The 18,684-nt window shown below is 64.0% G+C and carries 15 protein-coding genes; 3 read left to right on the plus strand and 12 right to left on the minus strand.

Annotated elements, in window-relative coordinates; all coding sequences use genetic code 11:
* From NFJ07_RS21110 to pcrA, 10 genes are all read right to left on the minus strand, one after another.
* Positions 1-1,388 (minus strand): CoA-acylating methylmalonate-semialdehyde dehydrogenase (locus NFJ07_RS21110; protein WP_269997559.1); only part of this gene is annotated, 1,388 nt, incomplete at its 3' end.
* 49 nt (positions 1,389-1,437) lie between these two features.
* Positions 1,438-3,375, minus strand: coding sequence for a 3D-(3,5/4)-trihydroxycyclohexane-1,2-dione acylhydrolase (decyclizing) (gene iolD / locus NFJ07_RS21115; protein WP_269997658.1), 1,938 nt, complete (start codon positions 3,373-3,375; stop codon positions 1,438-1,440).
* Between the two features lie 20 nt (positions 3,376-3,395).
* Complete coding sequence (locus NFJ07_RS21120) at positions 3,396-4,325, minus strand: Cgl0159 family (beta/alpha)8-fold protein (protein WP_269997561.1); 930 nt, start codon at positions 4,323-4,325, stop codon at positions 3,396-3,398.
* Positions 4,322-5,344, minus strand: coding sequence for a 5-dehydro-2-deoxygluconokinase (gene iolC / locus NFJ07_RS21125; RefSeq protein WP_269997563.1), 1,023 nt, complete (start codon positions 5,342-5,344; stop codon positions 4,322-4,324). The genes NFJ07_RS21120 and iolC overlap by 4 nt, the downstream gene beginning before the upstream one ends.
* A gap of 210 nt (positions 5,345-5,554) precedes the next feature.
* Positions 5,555-5,959 carry a tautomerase family protein gene (locus tag NFJ07_RS21130; RefSeq protein WP_269997565.1) on the minus strand — a complete coding sequence of 135 codons (405 nt, stop codon included), beginning with the start codon at positions 5,957-5,959 and terminating at the stop codon, positions 5,555-5,557.
* A gap of 351 nt (positions 5,960-6,310) precedes the next feature.
* Positions 6,311-6,541, minus strand: a complete 231-nt coding sequence (locus NFJ07_RS21135) for a hypothetical protein (protein ID WP_269997567.1) — start codon at positions 6,539-6,541, stop codon at positions 6,311-6,313.
* A 9-nt stretch (positions 6,542-6,550) separates the two neighbouring features.
* Positions 6,551-7,474 carry a hypothetical protein gene (locus NFJ07_RS21140; RefSeq protein ID WP_269997569.1) on the minus strand — a complete coding sequence of 308 codons (924 nt, stop codon included), beginning with the start codon at positions 7,472-7,474 and terminating at the stop codon, positions 6,551-6,553.
* A 628-nt stretch (positions 7,475-8,102) separates the two neighbouring features.
* A complete protein-coding gene (sucD, locus tag NFJ07_RS21145) occupies positions 8,103-9,005 on the minus strand; it encodes a succinate--CoA ligase subunit alpha (protein WP_241708187.1) in 903 nt (300 codons plus the stop codon).
* 12 nt (positions 9,006-9,017) lie between these two features.
* On the minus strand, positions 9,018-10,187 hold the full coding sequence (gene sucC, locus NFJ07_RS21150) for an ADP-forming succinate--CoA ligase subunit beta (protein WP_269997571.1): 1,170 nt from the start codon (positions 10,185-10,187) through the stop codon (positions 9,018-9,020).
* 284 nt (positions 10,188-10,471) lie between these two features.
* Complete coding sequence (gene pcrA, locus NFJ07_RS21155) at positions 10,472-13,033, minus strand: DNA helicase PcrA (protein WP_269997572.1); 2,562 nt, start codon at positions 13,031-13,033, stop codon at positions 10,472-10,474.
* A gap of 172 nt (positions 13,034-13,205) precedes the next feature.
* On the opposite strand from pcrA, the gene NFJ07_RS21160 reads away from it, so the two are divergent.
* Genes NFJ07_RS21160 through NFJ07_RS21170 form a run of 3 tightly spaced genes read left to right on the plus strand, consistent with a single transcriptional unit; the run spans position 13,206 to position 16,203 of the window.
* Positions 13,206-14,387, plus strand: a complete 1,182-nt coding sequence (locus NFJ07_RS21160) for a sensor histidine kinase (RefSeq protein ID WP_269997574.1) — start codon at positions 13,206-13,208, stop codon at positions 14,385-14,387.
* An 11-nt stretch (positions 14,388-14,398) separates the two neighbouring features.
* The gene (locus tag NFJ07_RS21165; protein ID WP_269997575.1) at positions 14,399-15,559 is read left to right on the plus strand and encodes a hypothetical protein; all 1,161 of its coding nucleotides are present in this window, start codon (positions 14,399-14,401) and stop codon (positions 15,557-15,559) included.
* The gene (locus tag NFJ07_RS21170) at positions 15,547-16,203 is read left to right on the plus strand and encodes a sigma factor-like helix-turn-helix DNA-binding protein (protein WP_269997576.1); all 657 of its coding nucleotides are present in this window, start codon (positions 15,547-15,549) and stop codon (positions 16,201-16,203) included. Before NFJ07_RS21165 ends, NFJ07_RS21170 begins: the two co-directional genes overlap by 13 nt.
* On the opposite strand, the gene wsfD is transcribed toward NFJ07_RS21170, so the two are convergent.
* Positions 16,200-17,840: a glycan biosynthesis hexose transferase WsfD gene (gene wsfD, locus NFJ07_RS21175; RefSeq protein ID WP_269997577.1), complete on the minus strand. Its 1,641-nt coding sequence runs from the start codon at positions 17,838-17,840 to the stop codon at positions 16,200-16,202. The two genes, NFJ07_RS21170 and wsfD, sit on opposite strands and share 4 nt — an antisense overlap.
* A complete protein-coding gene (locus NFJ07_RS21180) occupies positions 17,833-18,666 on the minus strand; it encodes a septum formation family protein (RefSeq protein ID WP_269997578.1) in 834 nt (277 codons plus the stop codon). The genes wsfD and NFJ07_RS21180 overlap by 8 nt, the downstream gene beginning before the upstream one ends.
* Positions 18,667-18,684 lie beyond the last annotated feature (18 nt).

Here is an 18,684-nt window from a genome sequence, read left to right on the forward strand (position 1 = left end):
AAGAGGGAGGCTTTCCAGCCGCCGAAGGAGTGGTAGGCCACCGGTACCGGCAGGGGCACGTTGATGCCGACCATGCCGACGGTGACGGAGCGCTGGAACTTGCGGGCGTTCGCGCCGGAGGAGGTGAAGATGGCGGTGCCGTTGCCGTAGGGGTTGGCGTTGATCAGCTTGATGCCTTCATCCAGGTCCTCGACCCGGACGACGACGAGGACGGGGCCGAAGATTTCCTCGGTGTAGGCGGTCATTCCGGTCGTGACGTGGTCGATCACGGTGGGGCCGACCCAGAAGCCTTCTTCGTGGCCGGGGACCACGAGGTCGCGGCCGTCCACGACCATGGCGGCGCCGGCGGCTTCGGCTTCGGTGACGATCCGCACGATGCGTTCCTTGGAGGCCGGGGTGATGACCGGGCCCATTTCGGCGTCGGGCTCGGTGCCGTTCTTGACCTTCACCGCGAGGGCGCGCTCTTCGACTTTCTTGACCAGCAGCTCCGCGGCGTCCCCGACGGCGACCGCGACGGAGATGGCCATGCAGCGTTCGCCGGCGGAACCGAACGCGGCCGCGGCGAGGTGGTCGGCGGCGTTGTCCAGGTCGGAGTCGGGCATGATGATCGCGTGGTTCTTCGCCCCGCCCAGGGCCTGGACCCGTTTGCCGTGCTTGGTGGCGGTTTCGTGGACGTACTTCGCGATCGGGGTGGAGCCGACGAAGGAGATGCCGTCCACGTCCGGGTGGGTCAGGAGACCGTCCACGGTTTCCTTGTCACCGTGCAGGACCTGGAACACGCCGTCGGGCAGGCCGGCGTCCTTCCACAGCTTGGCCAGCAGCATGGAGGCGGAGGGGTCGCGTTCGGAGGGCTTGAGGATGAAGGCGTTGCCGGTCGCGATCGCCATCGGCGCCATCCAGAGCGGGACCATGACGGGGAAGTTGAACGGGGTGATGCCGGCGACGACGCCGAGGGGCTCGCGGAAGGAGAACACGTCGATGCCGGTGGAGACCTGGTCCGAGTAGTCGCCCTTGAGCAGGGTCGGAATCCCGCAGGCGAACTCGATGACTTCCAGGCCACGGCCGATCTCGCCCTTGGCATCGGAAATGACCTTGCCGTGCTCGGCGGTGACCAGGGCCGCGAGTTCGTCCACGTGCGAGGCGACGAGTTCGCGGAACTTGAACAGCACCGCGGTGCGCTTGGCCAGGGAGAAATCGCCCCACTTTTCCGCCGCGGCCTTCGCGGCGGCAACGGTGGCGTCAAGATCGGCCCGGTTCGCGAGCCGCAACTCCGCGGTCACGGCCCCGGTGGCCGGGTTGTACACCGGCTGGCTGCGGTCCCCGGCGCCGGCGGTTTCAACACCGTTGATGAAATGCTTGATGGTGGTCAGGGTGGTCGTCGTCGACATGTGCGGACTTCCTTGTCTGTAGCTTGAAGAGGTCTGTAGCTGGGGGGGGTTAGCCGAGCAGCTTGCGCTGGCGGTTCTTGTGGTCTGTGTACGTCTGGTAGGCCTGCTGGGTGGATTCGAGTTCGGAGACCTGCGAGACGGGAACGTCCCACCAGGATTCGGAGCTCGGGGCGTCCAGAAGGGGGTCCGATTCAACGTGGATGACGATCGGTCCGGTGTCTTCCGGTGCCGCCTTGGCGTCGCGGATGGCCTGTTCGAGTTCGGCGATGACTTTCTCGCCCGGTTCGATCCGGATGACCTTCGCACCGAGGGACTCGGCGTTGAGGGCCAGGTCGATGGGCAGGTTCTGGCCGGCGTCGAAGGAGTGCTGTTCCTTGTCCAGGACCCGGTACTGGGTGCCGAAGCGCTGCGAGCCCAGCGACTCGGAAAGGGAACCGATCGAGGCGTAGCCGTGGTTCTGGATCAGGACCACGATCAGCTTGATGCGTTCGGCGACGGCGGTGACCAGTTCGGTGTGCATCATCAGGTAGGAGCCGTCCCCCACCATGACGACCACGTCCCGTACTAATGCATCCTTGCCGCCCGCGGCGGCCTCCGCCAAGGCGGCACGCTTGACGCCCAGGCCGCCGGGGATCTCGTAGCCCATGCAGGAGTAGGCATATTCGACGTGGTAGCCGAAGGGGTCCCGAACGCGCCACATCTTGTGCAGGTCACCGGGCAGGGAACCGGCGGCGCAGATGACAACGTCCTGCTCGTCCATGGCCCGGTTGGTGGCGCCGATGATCTCGTTCTGTGCCGGGAGCGGGGTGTGCCGGGTGTCGAAGGCTTCGTCCACGATGGCGTTCCAGCGCTGCTTCTCCGCAGCGATCTTCTGCTCCAGGTCCGCGCCGACACGGTAGCCGCCCAGGGCCTGGTTCAGCTTGACGAGCGCCTTGCGGGCGTCGGCGACGATCGGCAGCACGGTGCCGTGCTTGTACGCGTCGATCGCGGCCACGTTGATGTTCACGAACTTCACGTCGGGGTTCTGGAAGGCAGTGCGCGACGCCGTCGTGAAGTCCTCGTAACGGGTACCGATGCCGATGATCAAGTCAGCTTCGGCAGCGATGGCGTTCGCCGCCGTCGTGCCCGTGGAGCCGATGGCTCCGAGGGAGAACTTGTGGTCCCAGGGCAGGACGCCGACGCCGGCCTGGGTGTTGCCCACCGGGATGCCCGTCAGTTCGGCGAACCTGGCGAGTTCCTCGTTGGCGAAGGCGTAGAGGACGCCGCCGCCCGCAATGATGAGCGGACGCTTCGCGGCGCGGATGGCCTCGGCGGCGCGGCGGATGTCGTCGTCGTCGGCTTCGGGGCGGCGGATCCGCCACTCGCGCTCGGCGAGGAACTCCTCCGGAACATCCAAGGCCTCGGCCTGGACATCCTGTGGCAGTGAAATGGTCACCGCGCCGGTCTCGGCCGGGTCCGTCAGGACGCGCAAGCCGTGGTGGAACGCGGAGAACAGCTGCTCCGGGCGGGACACCCGGTCGAAGAACTTCGAGAGCGGACGGAAGGCATCGTTGACCGTGATGTCGTACGCGTAGGGCAGCTCGAGCTGCTGCAGCACCGGGTCCGCGGCCCGGGTGGCGAAGGTGTCGGACGGCAGCAGCAGGACCGGCAGCCGGTTGGTGGTCGCCAGGGCCGCGCCGGTCAGCAGGTTCGAGGAACCCGGGCCGATCGAGGTGCTGATCGCGAACGTCTGGCGGCGGCGGGTGTGCCGGGCGTAGCCGACAGCCTGGTGCGCCTGGGCCTGCTCATTGCGACCCTGGTAGTACGGCATGATGCTCGGGTCCGCGGCCTGATACTGCTTCAGGGCCTGTCCCACACCGGCGACGTTGCCGTGCCCGAAGATCCCGAAAGTGCCAGGGATCAGGCGCTCCCGGTACTCGCTCCCGCCGAGAGTGTCCACCGTGTACTGCTTGGACAGGAACTCGACAACCGCCTGGGCGACCGTCATTCTGCGCGTTGACATTACTCTTACTCCGATACTTTCGCAGGTGTCTTCAGCAGCTCAGGTGTCTTCAGCAGCGAGGCGGCGGTGGCCACAGCCCCGGCCACGTCACCGTCGGCCGGATACAAAAGGGTCCGCCCGACGGTCAAGCCCTGGACTCCGGGCAGGGCAAGTGCGGCCTGCCAACTGGCGAAGACCTCGTCCTGGCCCGCGTCCGGGTCCCCGCCGAGCAGGACCGTGGGCAGCGTGGTGGCCGCCATGACGCGTTCCATCTCCGCCACGACCGGCAGTTTCATCCAGGTGTAGGCGCTCGTTGAGCCCAGCCCCTCTGCGATGGCGACGGACTTGATCACGGCGTCCGGGGAAAGGTCGTTGCGGACCTTTCCGTTTGCCTCGCGGACGGACAGGAACGGCTCCACCATGGCGATCAGCTTGCGCGCCGCGAGCGAGTCCACGGCCTTGGCGGTGGCTTCCAGGATCGACGCCGTATCCGGGTCCCCGAGGCAGATCCGGGTGAGCATCTTGCCACCGTCGGCGCCGAGGGCTTCCAGGGCGGCTGCGGTGTGGCCCGTGAAACGGTCATCGATTTCATTGACCAGCCCCGCGAGGCCGCCGCGGTTCATCGAGCCGAAGACAAGCTTGCCCTCGAGGGCGCCAAGCAGGAGCAGGTCATCCATGATGTCCGGCGAGGCGAGGACACCGTCGACGGCGGGATTCGCCAAAGCGATCTGCAGCCGGTCCAAGAGATCCCGGCGGTCAGCCATGGCCACCGGGTCCGGACCGACGCTCAGGGCGCCGCGGGCCGGGTGGTCGGCCGCCACGATGAAGTTCTGCGAGCCGTACTTGAGCCCCGGGTGGCGGCGACGCGCGGCGGCGGCGCGGGCAACGGCGTCGGGATCTTCAAGCCGGATAGCACTCAAGTGCTCGTAACGGCGGGGGTCATCATTGAAGCTCAACGTGTTGCTCCTTCAGAAACTGCTGCGTGGGAAGCTGTATCGGTGCCCGCCGGGGTCAGGCGGCCGCGTTCGGTCAGCAACGAGGTGACTTCCTCCGGCGTCGGCATCGCATCCGCGCACGAGAGCCGGGAGGCGACAATCGCCCCGGCGGCATTGGCGTAGTCCAGGACCTGGGCCAAAGGCCAGCCGGACAACAAACCGTGGCAGAAAGCGCCGCCGAAGGAATCGCCCGCGCCCAGTCCGTTGACGGTCTCAACCGGGACCGGCGCGGAAACAACGCGTTCGGTGCGGGTCTTGGCCATCACACCTTCGGGGCCAAGCTTGACGACGGCGATCTCGACACCGGCAGCCAGGAGGCGGTCCGCCTGCTCGTCCGGGGTTCCCTCGCCCACGGCGACGGCGCATTCCTTGTCGTTGCCGATGGCCACCGTGACGTGCGGCAGAATCTTGGCGACCTCGGCCCGGGCCTCGTCCTCCGAAGCCCAGAACATGGGCCGGTAATCCAGGTCCAGGATGGTGTACTGGCCCTCGCCCAGGCCGGTCCGCGGCCGGGCTTCGTGGGCCGCGAGGTGGGCTGACCGGCTGGGTTCCTGGCAGAGGCCGGTCACGGTAGACCAGAAGATGCCGGCGTCCTTGATGGCCTCAAGGTCGAGTTCCTCGGCCTTGATCTGCAGGTCCGGCGCCGTCGGGAACCGCCCGTAGAAGTACAACGGGAAATCGTTCGGAGGCTGAATCGCGCAGAACGTGGCAGGCGTCTGAAGGCCCGACACCGGAGTGACGAACGTGTCGTCCACCTTGAACTTGCGCAGCTCGCGGTGCAGGTAAACGCCGAAAGGGTCATCGCCGGTGCGCGTGATCACGCCGGAGCGGCGGCCGTGGCGGGCGGCGGCGACGGCCACGTTGGACGGCGAGCCGCCAAGATACTTGCCGAAGGACAGCACGTCCTCCAGTCCCACACCGATGTCGTTCGGGTAGATATCAACGCTGATGCGCCCGATGGTGAGCAGTTCGTGGGTCACGGTGATCGCGGACCTTTCTGTAGTGAACTCTTCTTGCGGGACGGTGAGAGCTCCGGTGCTTTTGCCGGCCCGCAGTGAGCGGGGCCACAACCACTACTTTGCACCAGAATTCATGTCCTGTCAAAGGTTTGTACTGACATATTTACAACGAAACGTAATGGCCTAAACTACGCAGTGATTTGGGCTTGAATCCACTCCAAAACGCCGGAGTTACCGTGCGGGAACAGCAAGCTCGCCAGTGACATACTGGGCGCGGCCAAAGCCGAAGGACCAGTCATCGGCCGTATTTTCCACGTAGCCCAGGAAGACATCCTCGCCGGCGACGCCAATCTCGCCGAGCTGGGCGGCAATGGCGGCGAACAAGGACTGCTTGGCTTCGCGGCTCCGCCCGCCCTGGGTGAATATCTGGATCATGACCACGCCTGAACTTCGCTCGAAACCGAGACCGGCATCCTGCGCAACAATCTGACCCTTGGGATGCTCGGTGATGATGTGGAAGTAGTCGCGCTCGGGGATGCCGTACTCGGCGAGGATAGCATCGTGAATTCGCTTACTGAGGTCACCGAGCTGCTCGGGCGTTCGGCCTTCGTTGACATCAATGCGGACGAGGGGCATCTGCTCTCCTTTGGTAGTTTGTCCTGACATACTAACAAACTACTCTGAAATGCTGCAAGGAATTTGGCTCGCCGCCCACGCCCCCGTCGGCCGTCGCCTGTCGCCTGTCGCCTGTCGCCTGTCGCCGGATTCTGCTGGATCATTCCACCGGCCGCAGGCAACGGCCGCGAGATTCCGCGCCTCCGAGGTTTGTCCATTCGAATGATTGAGCAGAATGTCACGCCTCGCCGAGCAGGCCCAGGGCATGGTCTTCGCGCACCTAGCTAAACACGACGATGCGCCTCTCCCCTATCAAGGGGAGAGGCGCATCTGGCCGGTCAGCCCGTTGGCGAAACAGCCGCTATCGGACTGTCATTGACTCCCAGAGTCCGGATTTCTGTTGCTGACGATCAGGGGAACGACGATAAAGACGTAGCCAACCGACACTACGAAAAGCCCCTCGACGGCACCCGGGATCGACTGCACTGCCGGCAACCAAGGAAGGAAAATGCAGCCAGCCATCAGAACCCAGAAGATCAAGCCCGTCCAACCCGTGGCAAGTGTGGCTTGGAAATCTTTCATTTGCGCGGATTTCTTTTGCATGGAGGCCTCCTACCTGCAGTTTGGGCCGTTGTAGATGACCGGCCATACAACCTGCATGCCAGTTCCCCGATATTGAATACTCAAGCACCGCCCCGTGTCACGAGCGTGCACAGCTGTATTCCAAATCGCCAGCCCATATGTCAGGCATGCGACACCCAGCCACGGCATCGCGAGCGCGCACATCGCACCAAACGCTCCTGCGTTGCCGCCTCCGACGTTGGCAACAGTACTTGTCTCATTCTTATTCAGTTGCTGGGTGCACAACGCCCAATCGCAACTAAGCGCCGGATCTGCCACTACCGAATATGACGCAGCCCGGAGCTCAACAGTTTGAGTGAGGACGTTGCCTCTGATGCTGTAAAACGTCGGGAGTTGTTTGCCGGTGGCGTCCACAGCCCAAGCAGGCGCAATCGTGTTCATCAACCTCCCGGATGCATCCTTCAAAAGGACTTGCCCAGTGGATCCTTTAGCCAGAGTCGCAGGGGCCCCATCAACGAAGAACTCGTACTCGAACGAGTCTTGAGAACCAGAACCGTGAATGATCGCGTAGGCTGCGAAACGCCCACCATCTGCGGAAGCCGCAAAATTCACGGCATTGCCGCTGGCACCATAAACTGCGCGCTTCTGGTTTCCCGCGAGCTTCCCTCTTGCCGCCCCATCAACAAATCGGAGCTCGATGCTGTGTCCAGAGGCCTTTGAAAGCGCACCGGTGTCGGTGAGCTCAGCCAGAAACCGAGTGCCGCCAGGCTCTGAGCTTGCGCCATGAACGGGTTGATCAATGGGCAACACGCGGTCCAGCGCCTCTAGGGCAGTTTCGGCCCGTTGCTCGTCGATCGCTTCTTGAGCCGTCGCAGCCGTAGCCGCATTCGGTGTCAAAATCGCGACGGCAAGAAAACATCCAAGTGCCATTTTTAATGGGTTCCAAGTCTTCACGGCGTTCCCCAATCTGTTGATTCCAGAACAGGACTAGCTACTGCGCCGAGGTGGGTCTTGCACATTCAGACCCTGAGAGCCCTGTTTGACCTACCAGGATCGGCGCCTCCTTGGTTGAGGCTAAGCCATCGTTTCTGCCGCTGGTGTGCAATGAAGACAAAATGAGTGTCCCTAAGCGACAAAATGAGTATTCCAAAGCACCAAAATGAGTGTTTGATGGTCGCCTGGTGTGAGATCTCGGGCGTCTCACGGCGATCTTCAGGTTCGGGCCTTAAACGACGGCGAGGCGCTCGCTCACAAGACGTGAGCGAGCGTTGGTGAAAGCGCCGCCAGACGTGAGCGAGCGTCGGGCCAAGACCCTTCATAAGTGAGCGAGCGTTGGGCCAAAAGCCTTCAAAGGTGAGCGAGCGTTGGTCCTGGCAGACACTCAGATGTCCACGCGCTTAAACAACGACGGCGCCCGTCACCTTCACATGGAAGGTGACGGGCGCCGATCCCCAGACGCTCCCACCGCTCGCAAGCTCGCGGCGGGTCCCTCGCGTCCGTGGGCCCTCCGGACGCTCCCACCGCTCGCAAGCTCGCGGCGGGTCCTCGCGTCCGTGGGCCCTGATTTGGGGGTCCCCGGAACCTAGAGGGTTGCGAAGACCTCGCGGAGGAGCTTGGCGGTCTCGGACGGAGTCTTGCCGACCTTCACCCCTGCAGCTTCGAGAGCTTCCTTCTTGGCCTGTGCCGTACCCGCGGAGCCGGAGACGATGGCGCCAGCGTGGCCCATGGTCTTGCCCTCGGGGGCGGTGAAGCCTGCAACGTAGCCAACAACCGGCTTGGTGACGTTCGCCTTGATGAAGTCGGCTGCGCGCTCTTCAGCGTCGCCACCGATTTCGCCGATCATGACGATCGCCTTGGTCTCCGGGTCAGCCTCGAACGCAGCTAGGGCGTCGATGTGCGTGGTACCGATGACGGGGTCGCCACCGATTCCGATGGCGGTGGAGAAGCCGAGGTCGCGCAGTTCGTACATCATCTGGTAGGTCAAGGTACCGGACTTGGAGACCAAGCCGATGGGGCCCTTGCCCGTGATGTTTGCCGGGGTGATGCCAACCAGGGCTTCGCCCGGGGTGATGATGCCGGGGCAGTTCGGCCCGATGATGCGGGTGATCTGCTTGCCGTCAGCGTCCACCGTGGCCTGGGCGAGTGCCCAGAACTCGGCCGAGTCCTGAACCGGCACGCCTTCGGTGATGACAACGACCAGGCCGATGCCTGCTTCGATGGCTTCAACCACTGCGGCCTTGGTGAATGCCGGCGGAACGAAGACGATAGAGACGTCGGCGCCGGTCTCGGCAATGGCTTCCTTGACGGTGCCGAAGACGGTGATTTCCTTGTCGCCGTGCAGCACCGTGGTGCCGGCCTTGCGGGCGTTGACGCCACCGACGATGTTGGTGCCGGCCTTGAGCATCAGGGCGGTGTGCTTGGTGCCTTCGCCGCCGGTGATGCCCTGGACGATGACCTTGGAGTCCTTGTTCAGATAAATAGACATTGTGAGGTCCCTTTACTTCGCTGCGTTGGCGAGCTCGGCGGCCTTGTCGGCGCCCTCGTCCATGGTGGCTGCCAGGGTAACCAGCGGGTGGTTGGCCTCGGCCAGGATGCGGCGGCCCTCTTCGACATTGTTGCCATCGAGGCGGACAACCAGCGGCTTGTTGGCGTTGGTGCCAAGCTCGGCCAGTGCACCGACGATGCCCTTTGCCACAGCGTCACACGCGGTGATGCCACCGAAGACGTTCACGAAAACGCTCTTGACTTGCTCGTCACCGAGGATGACGTCCAGGCCAGCGGCCATGACCTCAGCAGAGGCTCCACCGCCGATGTCCAGGAAGTTGGCCGGCTTGACGTTGCCGTGGTTTTCGCCTGCGTAAGCAACGACGTCGAGGGTGGACATCACAAGACCGGCGCCGTTGCCGATGATGCCAACCGAACCGTCAAGCTTCACGTAGTTCAGGTCCTGCGCCTTGGCCTTGGCCTCGAGCGGGTCGGCTGCGTCCTTGTCCTCAAGTTCATTGTGGTGAACGTGGCGGAAGCCGGCGTTTTCGTCCAGCGAGACCTTGCCGTCAAGGGCAACGATGTCGCCAGCGCCGGTCTTGACCAAGGGGTTGACCTCAACAAGGGTTGCGTCTTCCTTCTTGAAGACGTCCCAGAGCTTGAGGATGACGGAGGCGACCTTGCCACGCAGTTCCTCGGAGAAACCGGCTGCGGCAACGATTTCGTCGGCCTTGGCCTGGTCGATTCCGACGGCGGGATCGATGGCGACCTTGGCGAGTGCCTCGGGGCGCTCTACGGCAAGCTGTTCGATTTCCATGCCGCCTTCAACCGAGCACATGGCCAGGTAGTTGCGGTTGGCCCGGTCCAGGAGGACGGAGAAGTAGTACTCCTCGGCGATGTCCGCGCCGGCCGCGATCATGACCTTGTTGACGGTGTGGCCCTTGATGTCCATGCCAAGGATGTTGGTGGCGTGCTCAAGCGCTTCGTCAGCGGACTTTGCGACCTTGACACCGCCGGCCTTGCCACGGCCACCGACCTTTACCTGCGCCTTGACGACGGTCACGCCGCCGATGTTCTCGGCAGCAGCCTTTGCCTCTTCAGGGGTGTGCGCCACGATGCCGGCGAGCACGGGTACACCGTGCGCTTCGAACATATCGCGCGCCTGATATTCAAACAGGTCCACGGTTTAGTGTCCTTCTACGTCGAAGTAGTTTCTGTACAGCCGGAAACCACGGTGACCGCGAAAACCGGCTGCGGATAGGTGCGCATCGAACGGCCGCCAGGCAGCCGGTCACATTGCGCAAGTTCCTCTCGAACTTTAGCCCCCCGGGGAGGCCAGCCGGTTCTACAGTACCTGTTAAGTGAGTAAGCACACACTTCTATCGACCGTAGAAAAACCGCTATATGACGCGGTTTTCCGGCGCGCCAGACTCACGTCATGCTAGGCCGACAGGACGCGGGGAGCCGCTAGGAATCCAGTTTGGTCAGCGGCGCGTAACGCAACAGCAGCCGTTTCTCCCCGACGTCGAACGTCACCTTCGCCACGGTCTTGTCACCGGCGCCTTCGATGCCGATCACGGTGCCGTTGCCGAAGCTCGTGTGGTTCACTTTGTCCCCCACGACGACGGCGACCACTTCCTTTTGCGGCTGGACGCGGTTGCGTACGACGGCGGCCGGCACGTCGGCGTTGAAACCGGCGGTTGGGCTGGCGGCAGCTCCGCGCGAGGTACCGGCACCCCAGAAGGAGCCGCCGTAACGCCCGGAACCGATGGGCGCGTTGCCCCAGCCGCTCACTTGGCGGGAGGTACCTTCGCGCTTCCACTCCACGAGACCGGTGGGGATCTCCTCAAGGAATTGGCTGGCGGGGTTGTATTGGCTCTGGCCCCACATGCTGCGGACCTCCGAACGGGTCACATAGAGGCGCTTCCGTGCACGGGTGAGGCCCACGTAGGCCAGGCGACGCTCTTCTGCCAGTTCTTTGGGATCCGTTGCGGAACGCTGATGCGGGAACAACCCGTGCTCCATGCCGGTCAGGAAGACCACGGGGAATTCCAAGCCCTTGGCCGTGTGGAGCGTCATGAGCGTGACCACGCCCATCCGCTTGGCCTCTGCCACGGCGGCGGCAGCGTCCTCGGAGGATCCCTCGGGAGCGTCCGGGATCTGGTCGGCGTCGGCTACTAGGGAGACTTGCTCCAGGAACTCACCCAGCGAGCCTTCGGGGTTGTCGCGCTCGTATTCCCGGACCACCGCCACCAATTCGGCGAGGTTTTCCACGCGGGATTCGTCTTGCGGATCGGTGCTGGCGCGGAGCCCGGCAAGGTACCCGGTTTGTTCCAGGACAGCTTCCAAAGCTGCCGCGGCCCCGGAACCCGAGGCCACTTCGGCCAGGTCATCCAGGAGTTTCACGAAGCCCAGAACTGCGTTCACGGAGCGGGTGGCCATGCCGGGAGCCTGGTCTGCCTTGCGTGCCGCAGTCATGAACGACGTCCGTTCCCGTTCGGCGAGCGCCGCCACGGCACCTTCGGCACGATCGCCGATTCCCCGCTTGGGTTCGTTGAGGACGCGACGCAAATTGACGTCGTCGTCCGGGTTCACCAGGACGCGAAGGTACGCGAGGGCGTCCTTGATTTCCTTGCGCTCGTAGAAGCGGGTGCCACCCACCACTTTGTACGGCAGTCCGACGCGGACCAGGACGTCTTCAATGGAGCGGGACTGGGCGTTGGTGCGGTAGAAAATGGCGACGTCGCCTGGACGCAGGCCCTCTTCGTCCTGGAGCCGGTCGATTTCCTTGGCGATGAACTGGGCTTCGTCGTGCTCGTTCTCCCCCACGTAGCCGATGATCTTCTCGCCGTCGCCCTCGGCCGTCCAGAGTTTCTTGTCCGGGCGGTTGGGGTTGCGCGAAATAACGGAGTTCGCCGCGCTCAGGATGTTCTGGGTGGAGCGGTAGTTCTGCTCCAACTTGATGGTGCGCGCTTCCGGGTAGTCCTTCTCGAATTCGACGATGTTGCGGATGTCCGCACCACGGAAGGCGTAGATGGATTGGTCGGAGTCGCCGACGACGGTCAGCTCGCTCGCTTGGGGACCCTCGCCGACGATTTCGCGGACCAATGCGTACTGCGCGTGGTTGGTGTCCTGGTATTCGTCCACGAGTACGTGACGGAAACGACGGCGGTAGGACTCTGCGAGCGCGGGGAAGGCCCGGAACATGTAGACGGTCTGCGCGATGAGGTCATCGAAGTCCATGGCGTTGGCCTGGCGCAAGCGCTGGGTGTAGCCCTTGAAGACCTCGGCAACGGCCTGCTCGAAGGGATCGTTGTAATTAGCGCTGGAAGAGTACGCGTCGTCGTCGATGAGCTCGTTCTTGAGGGCGGAGATCTTGTGCTGGATGGCCTTGGGCGCGAACTTCTTGGGGTCAAGGTCCAGGTTCTTCGCTACGAGGGTTATGAGCCGCAGGGAGTCCGCGGAGTCGTAGATGGAGAAGTTGGAGTTCAGCCCCACGTTGGCGGCTTCGCGGCGCAGGATACGCACGCAGGAGGAGTGAAACGTGGAGATCCACATGGACTTGGCGCGGGCACCCACCAGGGCTTCGATGCGTTCCCGCATTTCCGCCGCTGCCTTGTTGGTGAAGGTGATGGCCAGGATCTCGCCGTGGTGGGCCCGTCTGGTGGCGATCAGGTACGCAATGCGGTTTGACAGGACGCGGGTCTTACCTGAACCCGCACCGGCGACGATCAGCAAGGGGCTGCCGGCATGTTTGACGGCTTCCTCCTGCTGGGGGTTCAACCCTTGGAGCAATGCCTCCGCAGACGGCAAGCCCGAGTGGCCCCCGTCGTGCCCGCCGCCGGGCGTCCCACCCAAAGACACACCCCCACCAGGCGCACCCCCACCGGGCGCAGTGCCACCGGGCGCCGGGCTGCTGGGCGCTGGGCCGCTTCCGGCGTGCGACAGCATGGCCGGAGCGGCCTTGGTGGCAGCTCTGCTTGCAGCTTTGAAGGGGCCATCTGCGTACGGGTCAAACAACATATCCATGGTGTTTACCAGTCTAGGCGGTGGCTCTGACACTGAAGGACCCGCATGATCTTCCTCGGTATCCGTCAAATACCGGCTCAGGCGGGAAATACCGCGGTTCCGAAGCCCTCTCCCACTTATGCTTCTAGAAGCTACAAGTTCGCTGGCTCAGGGACACATCTGAAGGAACGGCATGCGCAGAAAACGAGGGGTTTGGAGTACGCGCCGTCCCGGTGTGGTGTCGAAATACGGAACCCTCCTGGGGTTGTGCGTCACCACTGCGTCAAGCTTGTTCATGGCTGCGGCTAACCGGCTCCAGCCGTGGGAATTCGTCGGCGCATACCTTGTCCTGGCCGGGGTCCTCGTCTGTTTCGCATTGATGCTCCGCTCGGATGCGTGGCCCCAGCGCGTGGCGATTCTGCTGGGGCTGATCTTGCTCGCGGAACTGTTGGGCTCCGAACAACGCGACGAGTTCAATCCCGTTTTCCTCCCTTACACCCTGGTCCTCTCGGCAAGTTCCGTCCTCGTCTTCTCGATGCGCAAAACCTGGCGCTCGATGCTGTTCACATTCACGGCGTTCCTGCTGGTTCTGGGGTACACGGTTATCTCGGCCTTGGTGGCGGGCGTCCGTCCCGCGAGCGCTTACATGCTGACGGCGATATGGTTCATCACCTTGGCGATGCGCCTTGGCGGACCACGGGCCTTGGCCCTGTATTGGGGCGACTTCGCCGTGCGCCAGGGGTCCGCGGCAGCCCACATCGTGGCCCAGAACCGGCGCAGCTCCGTGGCCTGGAACGCGAGGCATTTGCACGACACCGCCTTGCGCACCCTCACCGTGATCGGCCGCCAAGGCGCCGGTGTCTCCTCGAAGGAACTGGGAGAAATGCTCGACGCCGGCACCTCCTCGGAAACGGCGGCCCGGCTGGGGCCCACGCTGCAGGGATGGGCCGACGTCGACTTCGGCGCTTCGACGCCTCCCAAGACTCCGGAACCTGGCGACCTCGCCGTTCGGCTGCGGCGGGTCGCCGAGAAACGGGCACGGGACGGCTTCAGTGTGGAGATCCACGGGATGACCGGGCCGCTGGCCGAACCTGTCCAAGCTGCCTTGCTGGCGGCCGTGGATGAATGCATCCTGAACGCCGACAGGCACGCTGGCGCAGGACATGTGGATGTCCTGCTATCCCGGACCTCGGATCACGTGTCAGTGGTCGTCAGCGATTCCGGTTGTGGGTTTGACCCTTCGAAGCTCCCCACCGACAGGCTGGGCGTCAAGGAATCCGTCCTCGCCCGGATGCGCGATGCCGGTGGACGTGCGAAGGTCTTTTCCGCGCCTGGACGAGGAACCACGATCCTGCTCGAAGCCGTGGCCGCATGACAATGCCGGCCATGTCACAGACCAGCGTGCCGCGAACCAATATAAGGGGACCGCTCTTCGTGTCCCGCGGGATTTTGGCGACAGCCTGCTTCGTGCTGTGGATCCTCAATTTCTATCTCGCTTTTGAAGCCGGCAGCAAGAGGGGCGCCGCCCCCTGGCACGTCCTGGTTACCGGCCTGGACTTGTTGGCACTCCTCGTCGCCGTCCAGGCATCCGATGCCGCCACCCCACGGGCCCGGCTGGCCAATCTGCGTGCCACGTGGCTGGTCTTGGCAATTGGCTCCGGTTGCTGCGCCGCATTGGCTACCGTGCAGGAGACGGGGCTCGCCCTGATCGGAGCGAATGCCCTGCTCTCCGGTGTCGCTGTCCTCCTTGTGTCCCATCTCTGGAATCTTCGTGGATTCGTCACCCTCGCGGTCGCGACCGCGGCGGTCAACACAGCCCTCTACTCTGTCACTCCCGGAGCCGATCCGCGCACGACGTCGAACATCCTCTTCCTTTCGCTCCTTCCCGGTGTGGTCGGAACGATGAGCGTGTTAATGCGCAGGGACGCCATCCAGCGGAAGGGCGCGAGCGGCCTGAGTGAACGGCTCGACGCTTTGACGCGGGCCATCCACGCCAAAACGTCCGCACGGGAGCTCGAACTAGCGATCACCAAGACCCAGATCGATGAATTGTTCGCCAAGGTGGCGCAGGCACCGTCATTGCCTTTGGACCCTGCGGTGGCCCAGGAAGCGATGGAACTTGCGGGTCATTTACGCCAGTTGTTGCTGGCGGAATGGTCCGACAATTGGCTCGCAGAGGCGTTGGAACTGGAGGGCCTGGGCGGCAGTGTCACTGTTGCCCAGCCAAGTGACGTGGTGGAAGAGCTGCCGGAGAGCTCACGCCCGGCCATCCTGACTGCCACTATGCTGATGGCCGTGGGCGCCACGTTGCGAGGCACGCACCGGCACGGCACCACTCCACGGCCAGGGGCGGCACACCGCATCCATTTCTTCGCGGAGAAGTCCGGCCAGGACGGTGCACGCCTGACATGGCGCATTGGCGGAGTTCACAAGAATCACCTCTCACCTCTGTTGTGGACCGAGCTGGATTCGCTGGGCCGTGCAAAAGCCCACAATGACCGTGAAGGCTGCAGCATCGTGGTTGACACAGCGGGGTGGCGACGTTGACCCGCGTTCTGCTCATCGACCACCACCAGCTTTTGATCGACTCCTTGTCGCAGTGGCTTCTCATCAATGCTCCAGAAATCCGCGTCGTGGCCGGGGTCTCTTGCTGGCCCCTCGAAGGCCTAGTGCCCACAGGTGACGGTGCCGGCAAGGCGGATGTCGCCGTCGTGGGCGAACTGCAGGGACGCGAGGCCGGGAATCTTGCCAGCACCATCTCTTCGCTGACGGCGTCTGGGACGCAAGTGGTCCTCCTCGTGGACCAGCTGCCTGTGGTGGCCATCAGCTCAGCCCTCGACGCCGGCGCGCTGGCCATTGTGCCCAAGTCCGCTGATCCGGGCCATACCGCAGCGGCGATCCGTGCGGCGGCATCCGGCCAGCGATACCTCCATCCGGATATCAAGGGAATGCTTGAGTCAACAGCCAGCACGAGAGTCGAGTTGTCAGCCAGGGAACGGCGGCTTATGGAGCTGTACCTTGGACCCATGCCTCGAAGCGTCAGGGAGGTGGCTGAGCTTTTGGGGATCAGCGAGCAGACGGTCAAGTCCCACCTGCACCGGGTGCGTCAGCGCTTTGCGGCCGCTGGCTTCAACGTGGGAAACATCATCAGCCTCCAGGATCAGCTTCGAAAAGACGGCTGGTTGAGCTAAACGGCGTGCGGTTGCGAGTGCGGCTCCGAGTGCGGCTCCGGCCGTGATTTCGACGCAAGAATGCTCACCAAAGCTACCAAGAGCGGAACGCACAATGCCGACATGAACCCGGCCACAATCATCTGGCTGTGGATCTCCGGCTGCCCCTCCAAAATCAGGACAACCCAGAACTGCGCCCAGCAGCCAAGGACCATCACCACGGCAAGCCGTCCTATTCCGGACTTCCGTCGAGCGGCAACCGCGAACCCCAGCAATAAAGTCAACAGGTGGAGGCCAAGCAACGCAACCGGTGCTGCTTTCATCGCCGTGTACAGAACCAGGACAACGGGCACCCGGCGTTCCTTGACGCCGGGACCTTGCCCCGAATCCACCATATACGATCCCGCAGAACCGAGTTCGGGCGTGAGCAGGGCGCTGATCCCCCGCTCCCCCAGGCCGATCAGCCGTTCCGGATGGGTGGCAAAGAACGCGGCGATCTTGCCACGATTGATCTGTTCCCCAAACTGCGGATAATGCGGGTTGTACACCGCGGAATTGATGGAGTCCATGGTGCTGCCCGCGGCCGTCACGAAACTCCGGTCCAGTCCCAGCCACTTCAAATCCGCGACGGGATCCGGGCTGTTGGGCAGGATCGACGCGAAGACAGTGTTATAGAGATTCACTTCCGTAGCGCGCTTGGGCTCCACCGCGAGGAACGCTACGGCAACTCCCGCAATGGCAATCACGGCTGCTGCGGGCATCACGAACGCCTGCCACCGACGACGCGCGGAGCCCGCCCGCCGCCGACCGCGCGCGCCCCAAGGCAACCAAAGGAGCGCCAGGGCAACCGCAGGCAGCCACGACACCATCTGCGGCATGGCCGAGACCGTGAACGCGGCCGCGAGGACCACCATCAGCACCGATGCCCAGCGTGGCCTTCCGCCGTTCCAGTAGCGAAGAAGCGCTACTGCCAAAGCAAGTGTGCCGAGGAACGCAGCGGGTTCGCTGTAGGGCGATACGAAGAAATCCGCGAAGATCCCGTCCGCCGTGACCAGCGTGACGAGCGCAGCGATCAGCACCCGGAACGGCGTCCGGCCCGGCAACGCCGCCACGAGTCCGGCGATGAGGGCGCCGAAGACAACGCAGCAGACAATCCCCACCGCACGCGTATCAACGCCGGGTCCCCAAGCAAGGACCGGCGTGAGCCATTTGCCGGGCCACAAGAGCAGCAATTGTGAGGAATAGACCGGTTCTCCGGATCCAGTAAAGCCGCAAGCCTCACCGTAGTACTGTTGCGGCACCCAGCTCGGATGGATGAAATTCGTGAAGTCTGTATAGCCCCAGGGCCTGAGGTTCCGAACGCCCAGCGAGCAAAGCAGCTGTTGACCGGTCCCTTGGTCGGCCATGCCAACGGTCCGGGGCACGAACAACCGGAAGATCATGACGAGCGAGGCAAGAGTGCCGGACAATGCCGGAACGCCGCGCAGGCGGGGTGACCCCGGAGCGCCCGGCCCCACCTCACCCGGCCCGAACGTCCTGGCCAGGTAGGCGGCCGCGGAGCGCAGCGCGCTAGCGGTCCCGTTCCTTCGACGGACCGGTTCCGGGGCGAACCTTGTGGGCGGCTCGAATTCCGAGACATCCGGCCTTGCGTCAACCACGTTTCTGCCCTCCCGCCGGTGCGAGCGTGCCAGTGATGGTGCCTGGACTGGACTGCGTTGGACTGGACTGCGCTGCACTGGACCGGAAGGGGGCGACGGCGCACCGCACCGTGCGCGCGCCGTTCACGGTCCTGATAATCGGACGCAGCGTGATTCCGGCGGGGAGTGCGTCGACGCCGAGGAACTGCAAGGCATAAGGCAGGCAGCGCGCGTTTCGCGCGGCCGGAGTGGCCACGCTGCTCTCCAGGTTGAACCACGCGCTGATGTCCTCGGCGGTGTGGGGCTCGGTACACGGGACGTCGACGCCGTCGTCGCTCAGCTGGCCGTCCGCGAGTTCCTGTCGATAGCACAGCCGTAAGGCGGCCGAGTCAGGGCCAGTCAGCATGCCCTTGAAATCCAAAGTGGTGGTCCGGGGAGTGCCGTCGTTCGTGGCCAGGAGCACGTCGCAACGCATGGCTCTGGCGCCGCGCTCCCAGTCGTCGCGGCTGGGGGCGTATGCGGCGATGGCCAGCCCGGTTGTACCGTCGCGTTCACCGGCGGCGAGATACTTCCGCAGCGAGGCAACATCGCACAAGCGCGCGGTGAGTGCCTTGAGCTCCTGTTGTCCGGGCCTTGTTCCCTGCCCTGACAAGGGAGCCGGAACCTGCGTGACCTTGTAGGTCTGGGCTGTGTGCGCCTCCCCGCAGGCAACCGGCGGGCTCGGTTCGCTGACAGCGTCGAATTGCTCCGGAGAGACAATCAGGTGGCACTCGCCCACTGCCGGGTTGCCGGTGGGCGCTCCGGGAAGGGTCTGGTTGCATCCACTCAGGACGCCTGCAAGTAGCAACGCTGCAGCCCCCGATCT

The organism is Arthrobacter sp. B2a2-09 (genome assembly GCF_027587375.1).
Classification (GTDB): Bacteria; Actinomycetota; Actinomycetes; order Actinomycetales; family Micrococcaceae; genus Arthrobacter.

Coding starts and splice junctions, on each gene's coding strand:
- sucD (WP_241708187.1), bottom strand. CDS start 9,005: ATGTCTATTTATCTGAACAAGGACTCCAAGGTCATCGTCCAGGGCATC.
- NFJ07_RS21160 (WP_269997574.1), top strand. CDS start 13,206: ATGCGCAGAAAACGAGGGGTTTGGAGTACGCGCCGTCCCGGTGTGGTG.
- NFJ07_RS21135 (WP_269997567.1), bottom strand. CDS start 6,541: ATGCAAAAGAAATCCGCGCAAATGAAAGATTTCCAAGCCACACTTGCC.
- iolD (WP_269997658.1), bottom strand. CDS start 3,375: ATGACGGTCGCCCAGGCGGTTGTCGAGTTCCTGTCCAAGCAGTACACG.
- NFJ07_RS21165 (WP_269997575.1), top strand. CDS start 14,399: ATGTCACAGACCAGCGTGCCGCGAACCAATATAAGGGGACCGCTCTTC.
- NFJ07_RS21130 (WP_269997565.1), bottom strand. CDS start 5,959: ATGCCCCTCGTCCGCATTGATGTCAACGAAGGCCGAACGCCCGAGCAG.
- pcrA (WP_269997572.1), bottom strand. CDS start 13,033: ATGGATATGTTGTTTGACCCGTACGCAGATGGCCCCTTCAAAGCTGCA.